At 60.6% G+C, this 20,680-nt stretch carries 12 protein-coding genes; 11 read left to right on the forward strand and 1 reads right to left on the reverse strand.

Annotated elements, in window-relative coordinates; translation table 11 throughout:
* Positions 1-33 precede the first annotated feature (33 nt).
* The 6 genes from C4S63_RS02405 to C4S63_RS02430 all read left to right on the forward strand — a co-directional run bounded on the left by C4S63_RS02405 (position 34) and on the right by C4S63_RS02430 (position 12,931).
* Positions 34-2,079 carry a bifunctional UDP-sugar hydrolase/5'-nucleotidase gene (locus C4S63_RS02405; RefSeq protein WP_103916585.1) on the forward strand — a complete coding sequence of 682 codons (2,046 nt, stop codon included), beginning with the start codon at positions 34-36 and terminating at the stop codon, positions 2,077-2,079.
* A gap of 125 nt (positions 2,080-2,204) precedes the next feature.
* Entirely contained in the window at positions 2,205-2,996 is a 792-nt protein-coding gene (locus C4S63_RS02410; protein WP_103916586.1) for an endo alpha-1,4 polygalactosaminidase, read from the forward strand.
* 101 nt (positions 2,997-3,097) lie between these two features.
* Positions 3,098-5,050, forward strand: a complete 1,953-nt coding sequence (locus tag C4S63_RS02415; RefSeq protein WP_103916587.1) for a monovalent cation:proton antiporter family protein — start codon at positions 3,098-3,100, stop codon at positions 5,048-5,050.
* Positions 5,051-5,429: 379 nt separating this feature from the next.
* A complete protein-coding gene (locus C4S63_RS02420) occupies positions 5,430-7,022 on the forward strand; it encodes an AarF/ABC1/UbiB kinase family protein (protein ID WP_103916588.1) in 1,593 nt (530 codons plus the stop codon).
* A gap of 333 nt (positions 7,023-7,355) precedes the next feature.
* The gene (locus tag C4S63_RS02425) at positions 7,356-9,860 is read left to right on the forward strand and encodes a membrane dipeptidase (RefSeq protein ID WP_103916589.1); all 2,505 of its coding nucleotides are present in this window, start codon (positions 7,356-7,358) and stop codon (positions 9,858-9,860) included.
* A 32-nt stretch (positions 9,861-9,892) separates the two neighbouring features.
* Positions 9,893-12,931 carry a parallel beta-helix domain-containing protein gene (locus tag C4S63_RS02430; protein ID WP_103916590.1) on the forward strand — a complete coding sequence of 1,013 codons (3,039 nt, stop codon included), beginning with the start codon at positions 9,893-9,895 and terminating at the stop codon, positions 12,929-12,931.
* Between the two features lie 228 nt (positions 12,932-13,159).
* Here the strand turns inward: C4S63_RS02430 and C4S63_RS02435 are convergent, their stop codons facing one another.
* Positions 13,160-13,774 (reverse strand): lysophospholipid acyltransferase family protein, encoded by a 615-nt coding sequence (locus tag C4S63_RS02435; protein WP_234999911.1) that lies wholly within the window; start codon positions 13,772-13,774, stop codon positions 13,160-13,162.
* Positions 13,775-13,873: 99 nt separating this feature from the next.
* Here C4S63_RS02435 and C4S63_RS02440 point away from each other — a divergent pair, with 99 nt between their 5' ends.
* The 5 genes from C4S63_RS02440 (at position 13,874) to C4S63_RS02465 (ending at position 20,096) form a co-directional block, all read left to right on the forward strand.
* Positions 13,874-14,371: a M48 family metallopeptidase gene (locus tag C4S63_RS02440; protein WP_103916591.1), complete on the forward strand. Its 498-nt coding sequence runs from the start codon at positions 13,874-13,876 to the stop codon at positions 14,369-14,371.
* A 313-nt stretch (positions 14,372-14,684) separates the two neighbouring features.
* Positions 14,685-17,429, forward strand: a complete 2,745-nt coding sequence (gene acnA, locus C4S63_RS02445) for an aconitate hydratase AcnA (protein WP_062816819.1) — start codon at positions 14,685-14,687, stop codon at positions 17,427-17,429.
* Between the two features lie 463 nt (positions 17,430-17,892).
* Positions 17,893-18,171, forward strand: a complete 279-nt coding sequence (locus tag C4S63_RS02450; protein ID WP_103916592.1) for a hypothetical protein — start codon at positions 17,893-17,895, stop codon at positions 18,169-18,171.
* Positions 18,168-18,764, forward strand: a complete 597-nt coding sequence (locus C4S63_RS02455) for a GNAT family N-acetyltransferase (RefSeq protein ID WP_103916593.1) — start codon at positions 18,168-18,170, stop codon at positions 18,762-18,764. Before C4S63_RS02450 ends, C4S63_RS02455 begins: the two co-directional genes overlap by 4 nt.
* Before the next feature lie 336 nt (positions 18,765-19,100).
* A complete protein-coding gene (locus C4S63_RS02465) occupies positions 19,101-20,096 on the forward strand; it encodes an AraC family transcriptional regulator (RefSeq protein WP_063509358.1) in 996 nt (331 codons plus the stop codon).
* Positions 20,097-20,680 lie beyond the last annotated feature (584 nt).

The raw sequence follows: 20,680 nt of genomic DNA on the forward strand, positions 1-20,680 counted from the left end.
GCTGTTTCTATTTCAGCCACCGGGATCACGACCATGACCATGCCGACATTTACCCGCTGGGCGCTGACTGCCACCGCCGCCGCCCTGCTGGCCGCCTGTGGCGGCGACAGCGACAACAATAATGACAACAACGGCGGCGAGACGCCGGCACCCTACACCCTGCAACTGCTGCACTTTGCCGACATGGATGGCGCCACCGGTGCTTTGCAGAACGTGGAGCCTTTCTCTGCCGTGCTCGACAAACTGCGCAGCGATTACCCGGACAATACCCTGGTACTGAGTTCCGGCGACAACTACATCCCCGGCCCGCGCTATTTTGCCGCCGCTGACGACACCCTGGCGGCGGTGCCCGGCATCGCCGTGGCAGGCAATGGCCGCGCGGATATCGCTCTGGTCAATGCGCTGGGCGTACAGGCCAGCGTGGTGGGCAACCACGACCTGGATGGGGGCACCGAAGAATTCGCCAGCATCATCGGCATGGAAGGCAACTACCCCGGCACCGACTTTCCTTATCTGAGCGCCAATCTGGATTTCACCACCGATGGATTCCTGAGCGGTCTTGTTCAGCAGGACGGCCAGCCCCTGGACAGCCTGCCCAATGGTGCACTTGCCGGCTTCGGTACCCTTGAAGTGAATGGTGAGATGATCGGTATCGTCGGCGCTTCCACCCCGTCATTGGGCAATATCACCAGCACCGGCGACATCACCATCAAACCGGCCACTGGCGGGAATAGCGCCCTGGCCGCCGAGATTCAACCAGCGTTGGATGAGCTGCAAGACGCGGGTATCGACAAGATCATCCTGCTCGCGCACATGCAGACCCTCAGCATAGAAAAGGAGCTGGCCACCCTGCTGGACGGCGTGGATATTATCGTCGCCGGCGGCTCCAACACCTTACTGGCCGACGACAACGACCGTCTGCGCGAGGGCGACAACGCTCAGGATACCTATCCGCTGATGTTCAGCTCCGCCAGCAACGAACCGGTGCTGGTGGTCAACACCGATGGCGACTACAAGTATCTGGGCCGGCTGGTAGTGGCATTTGACGAGAATGGTGTGTTGCTCACCGACCGCCTGGACGACACCATCAACGGCGCCTACGTAGCGGATGCCACCATGGCTGAAGGAGGCACCGTTAACGGGGACATCACCACCATCGTCGATACCCTGAATCAGGTACTGGCAGAACGGGATGGCAACATCCTCGGCCATACCAGTGTCTTTCTGGATGGTCGCCGTAGCCAGGTGCGCACCCAGGAAACCAACCTGGGCAACCTGACCGCAGATGCCAACCTGTGGATCGCCCGTCAGTACGACCCCGCCGTACAGGTGTCCATCAAGAACGGCGGCGGCATCCGTGACGACATCGGCTACTTCGCCTTTCCCCCTGGCTCCACCTCCGCCGACGAACTGGAATTCTTTCCGCCCGCCGCCAACGACAGTGCTGGCAAAGCCAGTGGTGATATTTCCCAGTTTGATCTGGAGGGTTCACTGCGCTTCAACAACACCCTGACAGTAGGCGACGTCACTGCCGCAGAGCTCCATGCGCTGCTCGAACACGCGGTGGCCAAAGTAGAAAATGTCGCCGGGCAGTTCCCGCAAGTCGCTGGCTTGCGCTTCAGTTTTGACCCGGCACAACCGGCACGACTCAGTGCACTGAACGGCGACGACGAAGACCGGGCAGGCCAGCGAGTCCGCAGCCTGGCAGTACTGGATGTGGATGGCGCCGTGGCCGACACCGTGGTGCAGAACGGCAGCCTGGTGGGCGATGCCAACCGCACCTTCCGTCTGGTGACCCTGGGCTTCCTGGCCACCGAAGGCGGCAGTGGCCTGGGCGGTGATGGTTACCCGTTCGATTTCCCGCTGGAAAACCGGCTGGATCTGGAAGAGGAAACCGTACCCGCAGAAGGCAGCAATGCTGCCACCTTTGCCGACCCCGGCAGCGAACAGGACGCCCTGGCAGAATACCTGCTGGCCAACTTCGACGCCGGAACCCCGTTCGACCAGATGGAAACCGATACCGACCAGGATGAACGCATCCAGAACCTGGGTGCCCGCGACGATACCGTGCTCCCCTGAAGTACGATCCAGCAACCGAAAGCCGGGCCCTAGGCCCGGCTTTTTCTTACAAAGAAACGCCATAACGCAACATTCGCCAATCCGGAAAACCGTTAGCATCTGGGCAAATCATTCCGGTAACCGCTATGGACCTTTCCCTGAGTCTGCTATCCGCCCTGCTGCTGCCGTTACCCACCGATGGCGGGAATCTGGCGGCCGAGCGTTATCAGCCCCCTGTGGACGTGCAGTGGCATATCCAGTTACAGGGTGAGGTCAACACCGGTTACGACGTGGATCTCTATGTGCTGGACCTTTTCGATACCGAAGAGAGTGTCATTGATGACCTGCAAGCCGCAGGCAAAAAGGTGATCTGCTATTTTTCCGCGGGCACCTACGAAAACTGGCGCCCGGACCGCTACCGTTTTCTGCCCACGGACAAGGGCCGGCGCCTGGGTAACTGGCCGGGGGAACGCTGGCTGGATATCCGCTCCCTCAATGTGCGCAAGCGCATGGCAGACCGGATTGAACTGGCGGCAGAGAAAGGCTGCGACGGGGTGGACCCGGACAATGTGGATGGCTATACCAATCAAACCGGCTTTCCGCTCAACAGCCGACAACAGCTTTCCTATAACCGCTTCCTGTTCCGTACTGCCCATAAATATGGCATGGCTGTTTCTCTGAAAAACGACCTGCAACAGGTCAACGAGCTGGTGGACTATGCGGACTTCGCTGTGAATGAGTCCTGCCATGAATGGCGCGAATGCCATCTGCTGCAACCCTTTATTGATGCCGGCAAACCGGTGCTGCACATCGACTACCGGTTCAGTCAGGATGCGACAGGCCGTGGATACCACTGCGAGCACATGAATGCACTGGGTTTCCAGTCCCTGACCCTTCCCCTGGCGTTGGACGACAGCTACCGATTCAGCTGCTTCTGAAGCCTTTCCGGCTTCCCTTGATGTCTATCAAGATCCGGCTCTGACCCGCCAGGATCCTGCTGCTACACTGGTAGCCTGGACATTGGGGAATCCATTTTTTTATGCACGACGCTCTGACACTGATTGTGGCCCTGCTCGGTACTGCGGTTGCCGCCGTGGTGCTGTTTCGTCGACTGGGGATGCCCCCCATTCTTGCCTATCTGCTCTGTGGTCTGGCCGCCGGCCCGTTCGGGTTTGGCTGGGTCAATAATACCGACGGCATTCAGCATCTGGCCGAATTCGGCATCGTGTTCTTGCTGTTTACCCTGGGCCTGGAATTTTCCATACCCCGGCTGATGACCCTGCGCCGGATTGTGTTTGGTGCCGGTCCGCTGCAGGTGCTACTCACTGGTCTTGCCGTCTTTGCCGTCATGCAGCTGCTGGGTTTCTCCTACACCCTGTCGCTGATTACGGCCTGCGCCCTGTCGCTTTCCTCCACCGCCATTGTTATCCGCGATCTGATTTCCCGGGGCTCGGTCAATACCGGCTACGGCCGAACCTCCACCGGCATTTTGCTGTTCCAGGATCTGGCCGCGGTGATCATGCTGGTGATGCTGCCGATCCTGACCCAGGAAAATGCCGGCCCGGTATGGTCCCTGGCATCTCTGACACTGGCCAAGTCCCTGCTGCTGTTTGCCGGTATCTATGTGATCGGCCGCTGGGTGCTGCCGCGCATGCTGGAAGAAACCGGTCGGGCCCGCTCTGATGAAGTCTTCGTCATGACCGCCCTGCTGCTGGCATTGCTGGCCGCGTGGGTGACTCACTGGCTGGGGCTGTCCATGGCTCTGGGGGCGTTTCTGGCCGGCATGATGCTGGGCGAGAGCCACTTCCGTCACCAGATCGAAGCCGATCTTCGCCCTTTCCGGGATCTGCTGCTGGGGCTGTTCTTTATCAGTGTCGGCATGCTGGTGGACCCGAACCTGTTTGCCGATCAGTGGCACTGGATCATTATTGCCGCCGCCGCCTTGATGCTGTTCAAGGGTCTGTTGATATTCGCACTGCTGCGCCTGCTGAAAGAACGCAGCGATACCGCAATGCGAAGCGGCCTGATTCTCTCCCAGGCAGGGGAGTTCGGTTTTGTGCTGGTTGCATTGGGGGTCTCCCATCAGCTCCTTACCCCGGACAAGGCGGGGTTGCTGGTCTCCATCGTGGTCCTGACCATGGTGTGCACGCCTGCCTTGCTGAATAACAGTGGTCGCCTGACCCGCCGTCTACTGCAACGCTGGCAAAAAATCCCGGAGGACATCCCGATCTCCGATGAGACCCGTAACCATGTCATCCTCTGCGGCTATGGCCGGGTGGGCCAGAACCTGATGCGCTACCTGAACCGCTTCCACATGAAGGCCGTGGCAGTGGACCGGGATCTGGTACGGCTACAGGAAGCCAGTGCCGCCGGCGAACACATCCTGTTTGGTGATTCCAGCCGCAAGGAAATTCTGGTGAATGCGGGCATTCAGCATGCTCGTCTTCTGGTGGTTACCTTTGACGATCCGCGGCTGGCAGAGCGTATCCTGCACACCGCACGAGAGCTCAACCCCAATATCCGCGTGCTGGTGCGCACCCGGGACGACACCCATCTGGATGCCCTGATCAGCGCCGGCGCGGAGGAAGTGGTACCGGAAGTGCTGGAAGCCTCCCTGATGCTGGTGGCCCACGCACTGATGATGCTGGATGTGCCCTTCGACCGTGTCATTGCCACCCTGCGCAAAACTCGGCGGGAGCGCTATCGTATGCTGCAGGGCTACTACCATGGTGACACCCTGCCCACCACCGACAGCGCCGGTAACCCCTACCGTCTGCTGCATGCGGTCACGCTGTCGGACAAGGCCCGCGGTATCGGCCGGAGCATCGCCGATTGCGCGCTGCGGGACGTGGAAATTCGGGCGGTAAAGCGCCAGGACAAGACGCTGGAACGCCCTGATGAGGAACTGGTTCTGGAACCGGGAGATACGGTGATTCTCTACGGGCCCCTGGAGGCAGTGGAAGCGGCGGAAAACCGGCTTCTGGGCGGGTAACCGCCCCGGACCTTTGTCACGCCGATAAGGGCCTGAGCACTCGCCCCGATCCCGGGCAGGGACGCTCATGCCAATCCTTGAAATCCCCCTCGTACTTAACGCCTTGATTCAATCAACCCATAGCAATATCGGTTATTCCTAGCAGTCCTCAGCCGTGCCCGGCAAGAGAACCCGCGGATAGCATCCCCCCGGCTTGCCCTGTTTCCCCTCAGCGTGCAAAAACCTTAATATGTGGACATGCGAGCCAATAAAAGCTGCCTGCAGCCCTCTAACAACAAGACTCTCGGAACAATTGTGAACACTTGTTTATTTTCTCTTGAAGATTCGCCCCGGGACCGGTATTTTGTGAACACTCATTCACAAAGCGGAGGCGTGCGTCATGAAAAACACGTCATTAACACAACGTCCGACCACCCCGACAGAACCCAACTGGCAGCCGCTCAATGATTTTGCCGAACAGAAGCAAAATGACAGCGGCCTCAAGGCCTGGTTGGCGGTGGTGGAAGGCTGCATCCGGGCCATTGAGAAAACCGCCTGGCAGGGCCGGGAAATCGCCGATCAGACCGTCAAAACCTGGAAGGCGATGGGCCGGGGCGCCAACGCTGTGAACGAGGAAATGCAGATTCTTGCCGACGAGATGCGACGCTGGCCCGCCCGCCTCAAGCGCCTCAGCAAAACCGGCTGGATGCTCACCAAGGTCGTTGCCAGCTACCGTCTGTGGGGTACCCGTTCGGCCTTTTTGCCGAGCAACATGCGCGAGAGCGCACTGGAGAGCCTGCATCAGCGAAATGCCCGTCGTTTCCGTGACACCTCTCTGGAACAGGGCGGCGCTTTCCTGAAGATCGGTCAACTGCTCTCCAGCCGCCCGGACCTGTTGCCCCAGGCCTGGGTGGATGAGCTCGCCGTCCTGCAGGATCAGGCCAACCCGGTGCCCTTTGAGGGCATCGCCAGGGTGCTGGAACAGGAATTCGGCCAGCCGCTGGACACGCTCTTTGCCCATTTCGACCCGGAACCCCTGGCCGCTGCCAGTATCGGCCAGGTACACCGGGCACGCCTGCATGATGGTCGCGACGTGGCGGTCAAGGTACAGCGTCCGGGGCTGGATGAAGTCGTGGAACTGGACATGACCCTGCTCAAGATTTTCATGGGCGCGGTGAAATCTGCCCTGCCCCCCATGGACATCGACACCATCGTCAGTGAAATCCAGCGCACTGTCCGCGAAGAACTGGACTATGAGCGCGAAGCCCGGGTGATGACACAGATCGGTGAGCAACTGGCCGGCATCCCCGGCATCACCACCCCGGCCCTGGTGGCGGAACACAGCAGCCGGCATGTGCTGACCACCGAATTCGTCCACGGTCGCAAACTCACCACCGTGCTGGATGAACTGCACCACACCGACCCGGAACGCCTGGGTGGGGTGCTGCACCGGCTGCTGGACGCCTGGTTTTCCCAGGTACTGCATGGCGGCCTTTTCCACGCCGACCCGCACCCGGGTAACATCATGCTCACCGACGACGATACCCTGGTGCTGCTGGATTTCGGCTGTGCCCAGCGCCTCAGCGACACCGCCCGGCGTGGATACTTCCGTGTTCTGCAGGCCTGCGTGGTGGACGACAAGCAAGTGATTGCCGACACCCTGGCCACCATGGGCTTTACCACCCGCAGCGGCAACCCGGATACCCTGCTGGCATTCGTGTCCGCCGTTCTGGACCAGGTGCGCAACGCCATCATCTACCCGGACCCGGACAAGGGCTGGCCCAGCCCTGAGGAAATGATGCAGCAGGTAAGCCATTTGCTGGGCCGACTGCAACAGGACCCGGTGGACACCCTCCCCGGCGACTTCATCATGCTGGCACGGGTGTTCGGCACCCTGGGCGGCTTCTTCCTGCACTATCAGCCCAAGGTGGACATCGCGGCTCTGGTGCTGGGCTACCTGACCCGCCCGCTGGATAATCAACAGGCGGCGTAAGCGGCCTTTTCCGTGTTCAGTTGAGCGGTCGTTTGCCATGCCAGGTTGGCTCGACCGCTCTCCCAACGCCCCCCACTTCGTAGGGTGCACTGAGCCTGAGGCGAACTGCACCGGTCAGCCGCCGGGGTGGTGCAGTTCGCCTCAGGCTCAGTGCACCCTACACCGTCATCTCTCGGCCTCCACGACGCCCCTGTAACAAACCCCTCCCCCTTTTTGACAATAACGCTACAGCCTCCCTCAACCCTTTAGTTGTACAAACGTACCAATAAGAACGAACGTACTATAACAACAACGGGCGTCCCAACATGCGAGGACCGCCATAAGGGGTTAGCCATGCTACAACTGACCCGGGCTTCGGCCCTGACCAATTCTGTGTTGCCGTGCTCACTGCTGCTGGCCGCCAGCCTTCTGGCCGGCTGTGGCGGCGGGAGCTCCTCCTCCAGCACTGCCGCCGAGCAACCACGGCAACCCGGCACCGACAATCCGGCCCCCACACCGGAACCCGGCCCGGACCCGGTGCCTGCGCCTGAGCCGGAACCCCTCAATCGCTACCAATTTGCCAATGGCTGCTACACCCTGAACAGCGATGGCCGTTTCCTGCAGGCCAACACCGCCAACAGCGACTACGGCCTGACAACCGACCCCACCCAGGCCACCGCCTTTACCCTCAAACCCACCGATCTGGGCCGCTATCTGCTGGTGTCGGATTACCAGCGCACCACTGGCAGCGCCGGGCAGAAACAGCTGCTCGGTATCAGCGACCCGGCCGGCGAGTTACTGGATCAGGGCGGCAACTTCGTTGGTGAACTGAGCTATCTGGTAGCCGGCCTGGGCGATACCCTCAATCTGGTACTGGACCCGGTGGCCCCCCTGGGGGGCCTGCTGCGGGAATTGGGGGAAAGCCTGGAAGGCATCGGCAACAATCTGGGCGACACCACCCTGCGTCCATCTCTGGCCATGGTCTCCGATGCCAATGATCTGGCGGTATGGAATCTCTCTGCCAGTGAGGGCGACAGTTTCTCGCTGGCCTCCCAGGTCACCGGTCTGCTGCTGACCGCCGGCGATAATGGGTTGACCCTGACCTCCCCCAGCCTGGAAAACGCCGACACCCGTTTCGTGCTCAACGAAGCCGAGGGTTGCAGCGGCTACCCGGAAGCCGAGCTGAGCGCCACCGTGGCCGACAGCGGACCGGCCATTTACCTGAAAGAGGTGGAGCGCTTCCGCGACACTCCCGGCATCGATGACGACGATGTGTTCGGCTACGTGGATGCCCACAGCCATATTTCCGCCTACGAATTCATCGGCGGCCGGGTCAACTACGGCGACCCCTTCCACAAATTCGGTGTCGATCACGCCCTCCACGACTGTCAGGAAAACCATGGGCCCCAGGGCCTCACTGGCCTGGTGGAACAGGTCACCAGCAGCCCGGGCCCCCACGAGACCCGCGGCTGGCCGGATTTTCCCTTCTGGCCCCGCAACGACTCCCTGCAACACCACCAGAGTTACTACAAGTGGATCGAGCGGGCCCACCTGTCCGGCCTGAAAATTCTGGTCAACCACCTGGTGCATAACGAAATCCTCTGCCAGATCAATCCGCAGAAGCAGAACGATTGCGACACCGTGGCCGCCATCGAGCAGCAGGCGGAACTGATGCATCGCATGGAGGACTACATCGACGCCCAGCAGGGCGGCCCCGGCGAGGGCTGGTTCCGCATCGTGACCAGCGCCAGCGAAGCTCGCCAGGTGATCGGCGACGGCAAGATGGCCGTGATCCTTGGCGTGGAAGCGTCCAAGGCCCTCAACTGCGGGGAGTTCCTGGGCGTGGCCGAATGCAGCCGCGAGGAAATTGTGGAGCGGCTGGACCGCCTCTATGCCATGGATGTGCGCAGCCTGTTCCCGGTACACAAATTCGATAACGCCTTCGGCGGCCACCTGCCGGATCTGTCCGGTGGCATCGGCATTGGTGCTGTCCTGTACGGCGGCAACCTGCTGGAAACCGGCCATCTGGTGGAATTCGAAGAGTGTCCGGCTCACAACCATGATCACGACCACGCAGTGAACGACAGCCCCCTCGCCGACCCGCTACAACCCTACGGCATCTTTGAGCAATTGCTGTTCCAGCTGGATTACCTGGGTGAACGCTTTCCGGCAAGCCCGGAAGAGGTGGCAGAGCTGGACCCACGTCGTGGCACCGACCATCTGTGTAATACCCGCGGCCTTACCGACCTGGGTTTCTTCCTGATCGAAGAACTGGCCAAGCGCGGCATGATGATCGAAACCGACCACATCAGCCGCAAGGCCGCCACCCAGATTCTCGACCTGACCGCGCCGCGCGGCTACCCGGTAATCAACAGCCATGGCAGCTGGGGTGGCACCGAAACCCTGCGTGACCGGGTCGCTGCCCAGGGGGGCATCAGCGCCTCCTTCGGCAGTGTTCGCGACGACTGGGTGGACCAGCTTACCCGCGACGGGAATCGCCCGCGCCCGGATAGCTACAAGGTAGGCCCCTTCGGCGGCGCCCCCTTTGCTTCTGACGTGAACGGTATCGCCGCCCTGGCCGGGAATCCGGGCACCCCGGATCAGGAAGACAGCCTGTACCCGTTCACCTCTGTGGATGGTCGCGTGGTGTTCGACAAGCAAGTCACCGGCGACCACGCCTTCAGCCTCTATGAGGGGCGCGGCGTCGCACACTACGGCCTCTACCCGGACCAGATCGCCGACATGGTCGCTCATAGCGACCGACCGCCGGAACAGATCGACGATGCCATCAACCAGTTATTTACCTCGGCGGAAGCCTACCTGCGCATGTGGGAACGGCTTGAACAGGCGGCGCGGTAACGCCGCCACATAACAAGACTTTGGGGAATACCATGAAAACGCTAACAGCCCGCTCTCTCTTTCTGCTGTTACTGGCCACCACCGTCATCTCTGGCTGCGGTGGTGGCGGCAGCAGCGACCCGGTCAACACCCCCACCGCCAACACCGGTAATGATAACGGTGGCGATGGGGACAGTGACGCCGATGATGGCGATGACAACGACAATGATGACGGGGACACCGGCACGCCGCCCACCGGCGACGGTCGCACCTTCATCATTTCTCCCGGCGACAATGCCACCGAAGACATGGTCAATGCCATGATCCAGTTGCGCCCCGGCGATACCCTGCAGTTCGACTGCGGCTATTTCGATCTGGACCAGGGGCTCCTGATCCAGGCCACCGAAGATGTGCTGATCAAAGGCTGTGGTAAAGACGAGACCGTGTTGTCATTCAAGGACAGCGCCAACGTCACCGGCCTGGAAGCCTTGAACATTCGCGGTATTACCGTGGAAGACCTGACCATCCTGGATTCCCCCGGTGACGCCTTCAAACTCAAGGGCGTGAAATGGGGCACTCTGCGCAATGTGCGCGCCATGTGGTCTGGCGGCGGCGAGCCGGTCACCGCCGACAACTACGAAGACCGTCTGCATGTGGCATGCACCAAGCCGCCCTTCAACGAAGGGGACCCCGCCCCGGATTACGTGCCCAGCGCCGCCAGTGGCCGCTATGGCATCTACCCGGTGGAATCGGAAAACATTCTGGTGGAAGGCAGTGAATCCGTGGGCGCGTCCGATGCCGGCATCTACGTGGGACAGACCAACACCGCCATCATCCGCGACAGCCGTGCTGTCTATAACGTGATGGGTTTTGAAATCGAGAATGTACAAGGCGGCGAATACGACAACAACGTGGCCGAGTGTAATACCGGCGGGTTCCTGATCTACGATCTGGAAAACATCACCCAGTACGGCGACACCTCGGTGATGCTCAACAATCTGGCCCGCAACAACAATACCTACAACTTCGCCCAGAGCGGGCTGGTGTCTGCAGTGCCGCGGGGCACCGGTTTTATCACGCTCGGCTATGACAATATCGAGGTGTTCAACAACACCTTTGAAGACCACAGCACCGCCGCCATCATTTACACCAGCTATGAACTCATCGATGGCAAGGACAAGACCGCAGACAAGAAACTGGACCCCTATACCGAAGGCCTCCACATCCACAACAACGTGATGAAAAACTCCGGGTACGATCTGCCACCGCCGGATCTGGAGAAAGTGGCCAACGGGGAAGTGGAAAGCGTGCTGCCCACCCTGATCGGCCTGAAGAACCTGCCCACCATCAATGATCCCACCCAGCTGCTGGGCAGCCTGGAGAATATTCTCAACCTGGGTAAAGGCGCCCACATTGTCTGGGACGGTCTGCGCGACGAGCTGGATGCGGACTGCCCCTATCCGGTGGACAGCAACGGGGATCCGGTGCCCATGGACAGCAACGGCAAGCCCCTGCACACCAATGAGCACCCCAATCCGAGCTGTCATTACAACGCCTACAAGTTCGATGAGAACAACGAACGCATCCAGCCCACCTGGGGATCCTGTATCCGCGATAACGACTTTTCCGAGGACAGCGAACCCTATCTGAACTTCCACGGCACTGACGGCCTGGAACTGGTGCTCGCCCTGGCTGAGCAGGACCTGTCCATTCTCTCACCCGGCGGGCTGCTGGATGCACTGGAAGGGCTGCTCAACATGCCCTCGGACAGAAACTTGTCGGATCATGATTGCCAGGCCCGTTTCGGCAAACTGCTGCCGTCACTCCCACGGGTAGAGATTCCCCCCTTCGAGCCCAGCGGCGATTTTGATCCGGCCCCGCCGCAGGAAGTGGTAGACGAACTCTGTAACGCCGAGGTGGACAGCGGTGAAATCAATCGCGATGCCCTGGCAGTGAACTGCCCGCGACTGGAACAGTACAACCTGTTTGCCGACGCCACCGATCCACGCAGTCTGCCCAACGAAGGTGGCGTGCCCTATGTCCTGAACACCAAACTGTTCTCCGACTACGCCACCAAATACCGGGTCGCCTTCGTCCCCCCCGGTACCAAGGCGGTCTACCGGGACGGCCAGGACGGCAGCAACCCCAATGGCGGTATCCACTTCCCCACCGGCACCGTGCTGGCCAAGACCTTCGCATTCACCGATGAGGCCAACGGCGATGAAACCCTGGTGGAAACCCGCCTGTTGATCAAACGGGTCAGTAGCAGCGGCAAACCCTTCTGGGAAGGCCTGCCCTACATCTGGGGCGAAGAGGATGGCCAACCGGTGGCCCGTCTGACCATGGGCGGGGGTAGTACCGCCGCCAGCTGGCATTATCGCGACAGCGACTCCGGTGCCCTGCTCACCGGCAGCACTGACAACTATTCCGTGCCCAACGCCAACCAGTGCATCACCTGTCATGGCAACGACGACCAGGCCGGCGGCAGCGCCCCCATTGGTCCCAAGCCACGCAACCTGAACCGTGCCTACAAGCCGGAATCCGCCTTCATGGGCAACACCGGCCAGGCGGGCTTCCCGCGCATCAACCAGCTTCAGTACTGGACCGATGTGGGCATCCTCAGCGGCACCCCGGAGTTGCAGATCAGCAACGGCGTCGCCACCAACATCGAGCGACTGCCGCACTGGAACGTGCCCGGCGACAGCGGCAACACCGCCAACTCCGATGCGGATATTGAAAGTCGGGTCAAAGCCTATCTGGAAGTGAACTGCCAGCACTGTCACAACGACAAGGGCGCCGCCTCCAACACGGGCTACTACCTGGATCATTTCCGTGAAGTGGACGCCAGCTATGGCATCTGCAAGAAACCCACCGCCACCGGCGGCGGCTCCTGCGGTCGCCAGCATGTGGTGGTACCGGGCAGCGCAAACAGTTCCATCGTTTCCTGCCGCCTGGCCGCGGAAAACGACCCGCAACGGATGATGCCCCCCATCGCCCGCAGCGTGACCCACGACGAAGCCACTGCCCTGCTGGATCAGTGGATCAATCAGGTAGTGGATAGCAGCTACACCAACGGCAGCGCCTGCAACTAGCGCTGCACCTTTCCCCCTCCCTCCTCCCCTTGTCTCCGGGAGGAGTGTTTGGCCCCTCCCCGCAAGGGGAGGGTTTTTATTTTTTAAACCTGCCAGGGCAGCATCACCACTGCCGCTGGAGCCTTGCTCGCAAGGCGAAGAATGTCAGAACTTCCCGGGTATTCGCCTTGCGAGCAAGGCTCCAACGGGAGAGAGTGACAGGGAAACCCGTCACCGGGTGCGCGGCGATTAACGCCGCTCGCGGAGGGCTTTCAGGGGTGCCGACAATTTATCCGGATGACGGGGGTGAATGGACGCATAGCACTCAAAAATTTCCGCCATATCCTTTTCCACATCCCCACAGGGTTCAATCACCCGGGCAAAGGTAATCTCTTTTTTCTGGTAGTCCGCTGTGGCCAACACGATAGGCACACCGGCCTGCTCGGCGATGCGGTAGAAGCCGGTTTTCCATTGTGTGGCCCCACCCCGGGTGCCTTCCGGCGCCACCACCATGACCAGCTTGTCACGACTGTTGAACTGCGCCACGGTCTGCTCCACGACCCCGCCGGCCTTGTGGCGGGCAATGGGCAACGCTCCCATCCAGCGCAACATTGACCCAAACGGTCCCTTGAAGGCGCTATCCTTGATCATCACGTGAGCATCCAGCCCCAACTGCATCATCGCCGCCAGGGTATAGATGCCATCCCAGTTTGACGTATGCGGCCCACCGATGACGACTACCTTGGGCAATGCCGGCATCGGATTGGTCACCCGCCAGCCTGCCAGGCGCAAAAAACCACCGGCCAGCCACCGGGAGAAGGCATTGCCGCGACGGGGATAATCAGAGTCCTGGGGTGACGACATGGGATTGTCCATTGCAAAGAGAGCGGCGATCATACCCACTCGGCAGAATAAGAGCATTGGCACTAACGCCCAACGTTTCCAGGAAGCGATAACCGGCCCATGAACCCCCTGCAGTACCTGACCGGCTACCCCACCCAGATCCAGCAGCAGGCCCAAACCCTGGTGGAGCGGGGGCAGCTGGGTGATTATCTGCAACAGCGCTACCCGGACAAACATGATATTCAGGGCGACAAGGCCCTGTTCCAGTATGCCAACAGCCTCAAGCAACAATTTCTGCGCAAGGCGCCGCCGCTGGGCAAGGTCCATTACGACGCCAAGCTGAAAACACTCAGCCAGGCATTGGGTATGCACACCCGGCAAACCCGTATCCACGGCAGCAAACTGCGCAGCCATAACAGCGTGCGCATTGCCAGCCAGTTCAAGGCAGCACCGGAAGCCTTTCTGCGGATGATCGTGGTCCACGAACTGGCCCACTTCAAGGAAACGGAGCATAACAAGGCGTTTTACCAGCTCTGCTCGCACATGGCACCGGACTACCACCAGCTTGAGCTGGACACCCGCCTCTGGCTGCTCTGGCAGGACACCGGCAACGGCTGACATCCCTGCCGGGATCAACGCCGGCAGGGGTTCCTTCCGCCCTCCTTACCCGGGCCCACCCGCTGCTCGCAACGTCAAAACCCCTTTATTCAACAAGCTGTTACATTCCAGACCCCGGATAGCGCCAAAGACCCTGGCCGGCAGTTTCATGTCCCCACCATAAGGGCGTAGTATGAAATGACTTAACGTCATAACGCAGGGTCATCAGTGCCTCGGTTTGTGGCATTGCGATATGGATCCTGCGCCAGTGTTCCCGCTGGTGGCCGCTCTATCCATCAGTGCGGGACTCCAACCAGAGCCCAGGAGGTGTGTAGTGACACGGATTGGCCAGGACACCCTTAACAGCAAGAAAACGCTGGAAGCCAACGGCAAGACCTATCATTACTTCGATATCAATACGGTCGCCGACAAGGGCTGGGGTGATCTCAGCAAGCTCCCTTTCTCCCTCAAAGTCCTTCTCGAAAACCTGCTCCGTTTTGAAGACGGCGACAGCGTCACCAGCGCCGACGTGGAAGCCGTGATGCGCTGGCTGGAGAACAAACGTTCCGACAAGGAAATCAACTACCGTCCGGCCCGGGTGCTGATGCAGGACTTTACCGGGGTCCCCGGCGTGGTCGATCTGGCCGCCATGCGCGACGCCATTCACAAGGCCGGCGGGGATCCTTCCCGCATCAATCCGCTGACACCGGTGGATCTGGTCATCGACCATTCGGTAATGGTGGACAAGTTTGGCAATCCGCAGGCCTTTGAAGACAACGTGGAGATTGAATACCAGCGTAACCGGGAGCGTTATCAGTTCCTGCGCTGGGGCCAGAAAGCCTTCAACAACTTCCGGGTGGTGCCACCGGGCACCGGCATCTGTCACCAGGTGAACCTGGAATACCTGGCCAAGGGGGTATGGTCCTCCGAAAGCGACGACGGCAACACCTACGCCTACCCGGACACGCTGGTGGGCACCGACTCCCACACCACCATGATCAACGGCCTGGGCGTACTGGGCTGGGGTGTGGGCGGTATCGAGGCAGAGGCCGCCATGCTTGGCCAGCCCATTGCCATGCTGATTCCCGAGGTGATCGGCTTCAAGATCAGCGGCAAGCTGCGCGAAGGGATTACGGCCACGGATCTGGTGCTCACCGTCACCGAGATGCTGCGTCGCCGCGGCGTGGTGGGCAAGTTCGTGGAGTTCTTCGGCGACGGTCTGGCCGACCTGACCCTGGCCGACCGGGCCACCATCGCCAACATGGCACCGGAGTATGGTGCTACCTGCGGCTTCTTCCCCATTGATGAGCGCACCACCGAATACATGGAGCTGTCTGGCCGTGATGCGGACACCATTGCCCTGGTGGAAGCCTACTGCAAGGCCCAGGGCCTGTGGCGCTCCAGCGCCGATCCGGACCCGGAGTTCACCGATGTGCTGGAACTGGATCTGGGCGATGTGGTGCCCAGCCTGGCCGGCCCCAAACGGCCCCAGGACCGGGTACCGCTCACTGCGGTGAAACGCACCTTCATTGATGTGGTCACCGAGACCCTCAAGCTCAACGACGACGAAATCAGCACACTGGAAGGAGAAGGCGGCCAGACCGCCGTGGGCAACCATGAACCCAGTGGCGGCCAGGTACCGGTGGTGATCGACGGCCAGAAGCACTTCATGAGCCACGGTGACGTGGTGATTGCGGCCATCACCTCCTGCACCAACACCTCCAACCCCAGCGTCATGCTGGCCGCCGGGCTGGTGGCAAAGAAAGCCGCCGAGAAAGGCATGAACCGCAAGCCCTGGGTGAAAACGTCGCTGGCCCCGGGCTCCAAGGTGGTGACCGATTACCTGGATGTGACCGGCCTGCAGAAACCCCTCAACGATATCGGTTTCGATCTGGTGGGTTACGGCTGCACCACCTGCATCGGCAACTCCGGCCCGTTGCCGGAAGCAATCGACAAGGCGATCAGTGATGGCGATCTGGTGGTGGCCTCGGTGCTCTCCGGCAACAGGAACTTCGAAGGCCGGGTCCACCAGAGCGTTCGCACCAACTGGCTTGCCTCACCGCCGCTGGTGGTGGCCTACGCCCTGGCCGGCACGGTGAAGATCGATCTGGACAAGGACCCCATCGGCAAGGACAAGGACGGCCAGCCGGTGTACCTGAAAGATATCTGGCCCAGCTCCGAGGAAATCCAGAATGAGCTGGTGAAGATCAACAACAGCATGTTCCGTAGCCAGTACGCCAGCGTCTTTGAAGGCGACGAGGTCTGGCAGAGCCTGCCAATCCCGGACTCCGAAACCTACGACTGGGACAGCAGCTCCACCTACATTCAGAACCCGCCGTTCTTCGACGGGCTGACCAAGCAGGTGGACGATGTGCAGCCGGTGAAGGATGCCCGCATCCTGGCATTGCTGGGCGATTCCATCACCACCGACCACATCTCCCCCGCCGGGGCCATCAAGGCGGACTCCCCCGCCGGGCATTACCTGCAGGGGCATGACGTGGAACCCCTGGACTTCAACTCCTACGGCTCGCGCCGGGGCAACCACGAGGTGATGATGCGTGGCACCTTCGCCAATATCCGCATCCGCAACGAGATGACGCCGGATATCGAAGGCGGCTTTACCAAACACCTGCCCGGTGGCGAGGAGATCTCCATCTACGGCGCCGCCATGCGCTACCAGAAGGAAGGCGTCCCCACCGTCGTGGTGGCCGGCAAGGAATACGGCACCGGCTCCAGCCGCGACTGGGCCGCCAAGGGCACCAACCTGCTGGGCGTAAAAGCGGTGATCGCGGAAAGCTACGAGCGCATTCACCGCTCCAACCTGATCGGCATGGGCGTGTTGCCACTGCAGTTCCCGGAAGGCACCGACCGCAAGACGTTGAACCTGGATGGCACGGAAGAGGTGGATATCCCGGACCTGGGCAATGACCTGAAGCCCAGCGACACCGTCACCGTGGTATTCCGCAAGGATGGCAAGGAACAGAAGGTGGACGCCCTCTCCCGCCTGGATACCGCCGCCGAAGTGGAGTACTACAAGAACGGCGGCATCCTCCACTATGTGCTGCGGCAAATGATGTAGGAGAAACAGCAAGCGACAAGCTGCAACGCGGGCTGAACGCGTTGCTTGCTCTCACCCAGGAGGCCGCGCCCGAACAACGGACGCGGCCTCCTGCATTTGTGGCCCCACCGTAGGGTGCACTGAGCCTCGGGCGAACTGCACCGATCTTCCCCCGCCCCGCAGGAGCACCGCTTGAGGTGCGAACCGGGCGTCGCGAGGTGACAAGGGGAGGAAGTCCGCCCTCCGTTCTTTCCGGAAAGACCTGTCTAGGATTGAAATGCCTGATCGCCCTGCGGGCGATTTCCGCGCAAGCGCGGTTCGCCATGCAAGCATAGCTCCCACAGCGGCTTCGTAGAGAACACGGATTTCGTGGTAACTCCTTGGCCTCTCCCTATCCAGCCAGCGTAGCTCGTAGCTAGCCCTCCCCCTTCCCGCCCCCTTTTTGCTATGCTGATTCCCTTCACGGCCAGTTTGGGGGAAGTCCGTGCGTTACCTGTTTGCTGCCATCGCGCTGATCCTGTCCAGCATCTTGTTTGCCGAACAGGACAGCAACGCCCGTCTGCTCACGGAAGAGGAGCGTGACGCTCGCCTGCGTGAACAGCAGGAGCTGTCAGAGCGGGCGGCAGAATTACAGGAGCGGCAGGCCACTGCGCAGCAACTTCTCCGTCGGCAAGACCAATACCTGGATGCTCTACAGCAGGAAATCCAGGCACTGAAAAAACAATCCGAAGAGGCAGATGACACTGCCCGGGCAGAGCAATGATGTTGCAATGGCTACGCCAGCTTTTTCACCGCACCCCCGTTCAACCGGAGGCCCCGGCCCACTCCGCCGCTCAGCCTGCGCCGGAACCCGCTCCCCGCGCGTCGGAGCCGGACCCCATCGCGGCCCTCATGCCCTTCCAGATACGCCCCCTGGACAGCAAGGACATGGCCGAGCTGCTGGGCGTATTCCGCGAGGCCATCCAGGTCAGTGCGGCAGCGGAGTATGACCAGCAACAACGGGATGCCTGGAGCCAGGCCCAGAACTACGACAGCCTGATCTCGGTGCTCAGCGAGGGCGACACCGTGGTGGCGGAATGGGATAACAAGCTGGTGGGGTTTGCCCACCGAATCCGCGATTACATCAACATGGTCTTCGTCCATCCGGAGGCCTCCCGAGTGGGCATCGCCACCCTGCTCTACCAGCACCTGGAAGACGGCGCCCGCATCGAAGGCATCACCGAGCTGACCACCCACGCCAGCCTCACCGCCCATGATTTCTTTGCCTACATGGGCTTTAACAGCGAAGGTCAGGAACAGGCGGAACGCGATGGCATCCCGCTGACTCGCCATGCCATGCGAAAGTCGCTGGTCTGAACCCCGCCTCAACTTTTCTTATTGATCGAAAAATCTGATCACACCCCTCAATACAGTCTTCTGTGTTTCATTCTGGCCTGTCGCTAATCTGTGATTGTTGGAAAGCGCCATGCCTTTCCAGACAGACATCCCTGCGTTGATTCTGTGATACCCGAACCCGTGAGGGTTCATGCTTCCCCCCCTTAGGCCGTCACCCCTGACGGCCGTTTTTTTGTCCACTACGCTCAGCCTTGCCATGGACCGCGCGGTTGTGTCATTGCCTGCCGGAAATCCAGGTGCGACTATCTGAGGGTTCCCGATTCCCCGTGATCACCGCCGCACAGGACCTGCTCGACCATGACCCCGGACCTGGCATTGACCTACTGCCGCATGATCGCCCAGACCCTGGGCCTGGACGATACTGGCCTGACAGCGCTGGTGCGAGGAACCGGGATTGATGAGGAAACGCTACTACACAGCGACGGGTTTATTGACTGGGATGGAACCCGGCAATTGATTGCCAATGCCCATCAACTCACCGACCAGCCGGATATTGCCCTGCAATCCGGCCTGCGCGCCCTGCCTGCCATGCATGGCCCCATGGGCATGGCAGCCATGGCCAGCCCGACGCTGCGCGACGCCATGCGGCTGTTTGCACGGTTTAATAATACTCGCACCCGCATCTTCAACACGGTGATGGAAGAAACACCGGAACGCATCACTTTACGTTTGGTATTTGCCTATCCACATGACAGCGCCATCCGTTTTCTTACTGAATCAGCGATGGCCTCTTCCTACGCCTGCTATGTGATGTTGCGCGGCCGGCCACTGAATGACGGCTGCGTGTATTTCAACTATCCCGCTCCGCCTTGGGCCGACGCCTATCCGCAAGTTTTTCGTGGAATGGATATTGTCTTCGATGCGCCTGACGCTGCACTCAGCTTGCCCGCCAGTTACGGCGATGAAGCTCTCCACAGTCACGACAGGGATCTGCTTTGGGTCGCCATCCGACAGTGCGAGGTTCGCCAGGAAACCTTGCGCAAACAGGGAACGCTTAGCGACAGAGTGCTATCCCTGCTTCACCAGGAACCCGGCAAGGCGACTCTGGAAAGCATCGCCGATCAGTTACACATGAGCCCACGCACTCTGATCCGCAAACTCAAGCAGGAAAACACCCGCTTCCAGCAATTGCTGGACCAGACCCTCAGTCGCCGCGCCGCTCAGTTACTCAGCCTGCCGCACTATACCGTCGCTGCCGTTGCCGAAGATCTGGGTTACACCGATGTGGCCAGCTTCAGACGCGCTTTTCAACGCTGGTTCGGCACCAGCCCCAGCCGTTTCCGCCAGCAATAACCCCAAACGACAATGAGTCCTGCAAGGCGATATCAAGAGGTCTAGGTCAGTAGCCCCCCTGTCATACACCGCTTAGCGAGATACTGTTTTGCCAACACCGCTCACTGTTGCAGCGTATGGCCAGAAGCGCTCAGCGTAGATTGTCACTTTCCATCCCCATCTTGTCGGTATCCGCGCTCTCCTGCGCCCAGTATTCCAGTGACACTGGTCACCCAGTAAACGTGGAAACAAGGGAAATGTATCGCGGAGAACACCAGGGCTGACTGGCCGCAGGTTCTGAGTCCCTGAAGATCTCGCAACCACTGGCCGGGTGAACCGTCGCCGGCATTCTGGATTATCTGGGGTGCATCGCACAGATCCTGGCTCGAAAAGCATGCAAACCCTCTCACCGTGAACATTCAGGCAGCGGTATTAACGGGCTCCCCGTCCTGAGGCCGTAAACCCTTCTCTGTCTGATGTTCCCCTTTCCGGGCGGCAATTGCCGCCCGTTTTTTTATTCCGCGCATTGGCACTTTTTATCCCCCGATTGGCAATTTCCGCGCTTATGTTGCCATGCCGAAAAGTAAACACTCTGTATTGGACCT

Origin of the sequence: Alcanivorax sp. DSM 26293, from assembly GCF_900107995.1 — a bacterium.
Classification (GTDB): Bacteria; Pseudomonadota; Gammaproteobacteria; order Pseudomonadales; family Alcanivoracaceae; genus Alcanivorax.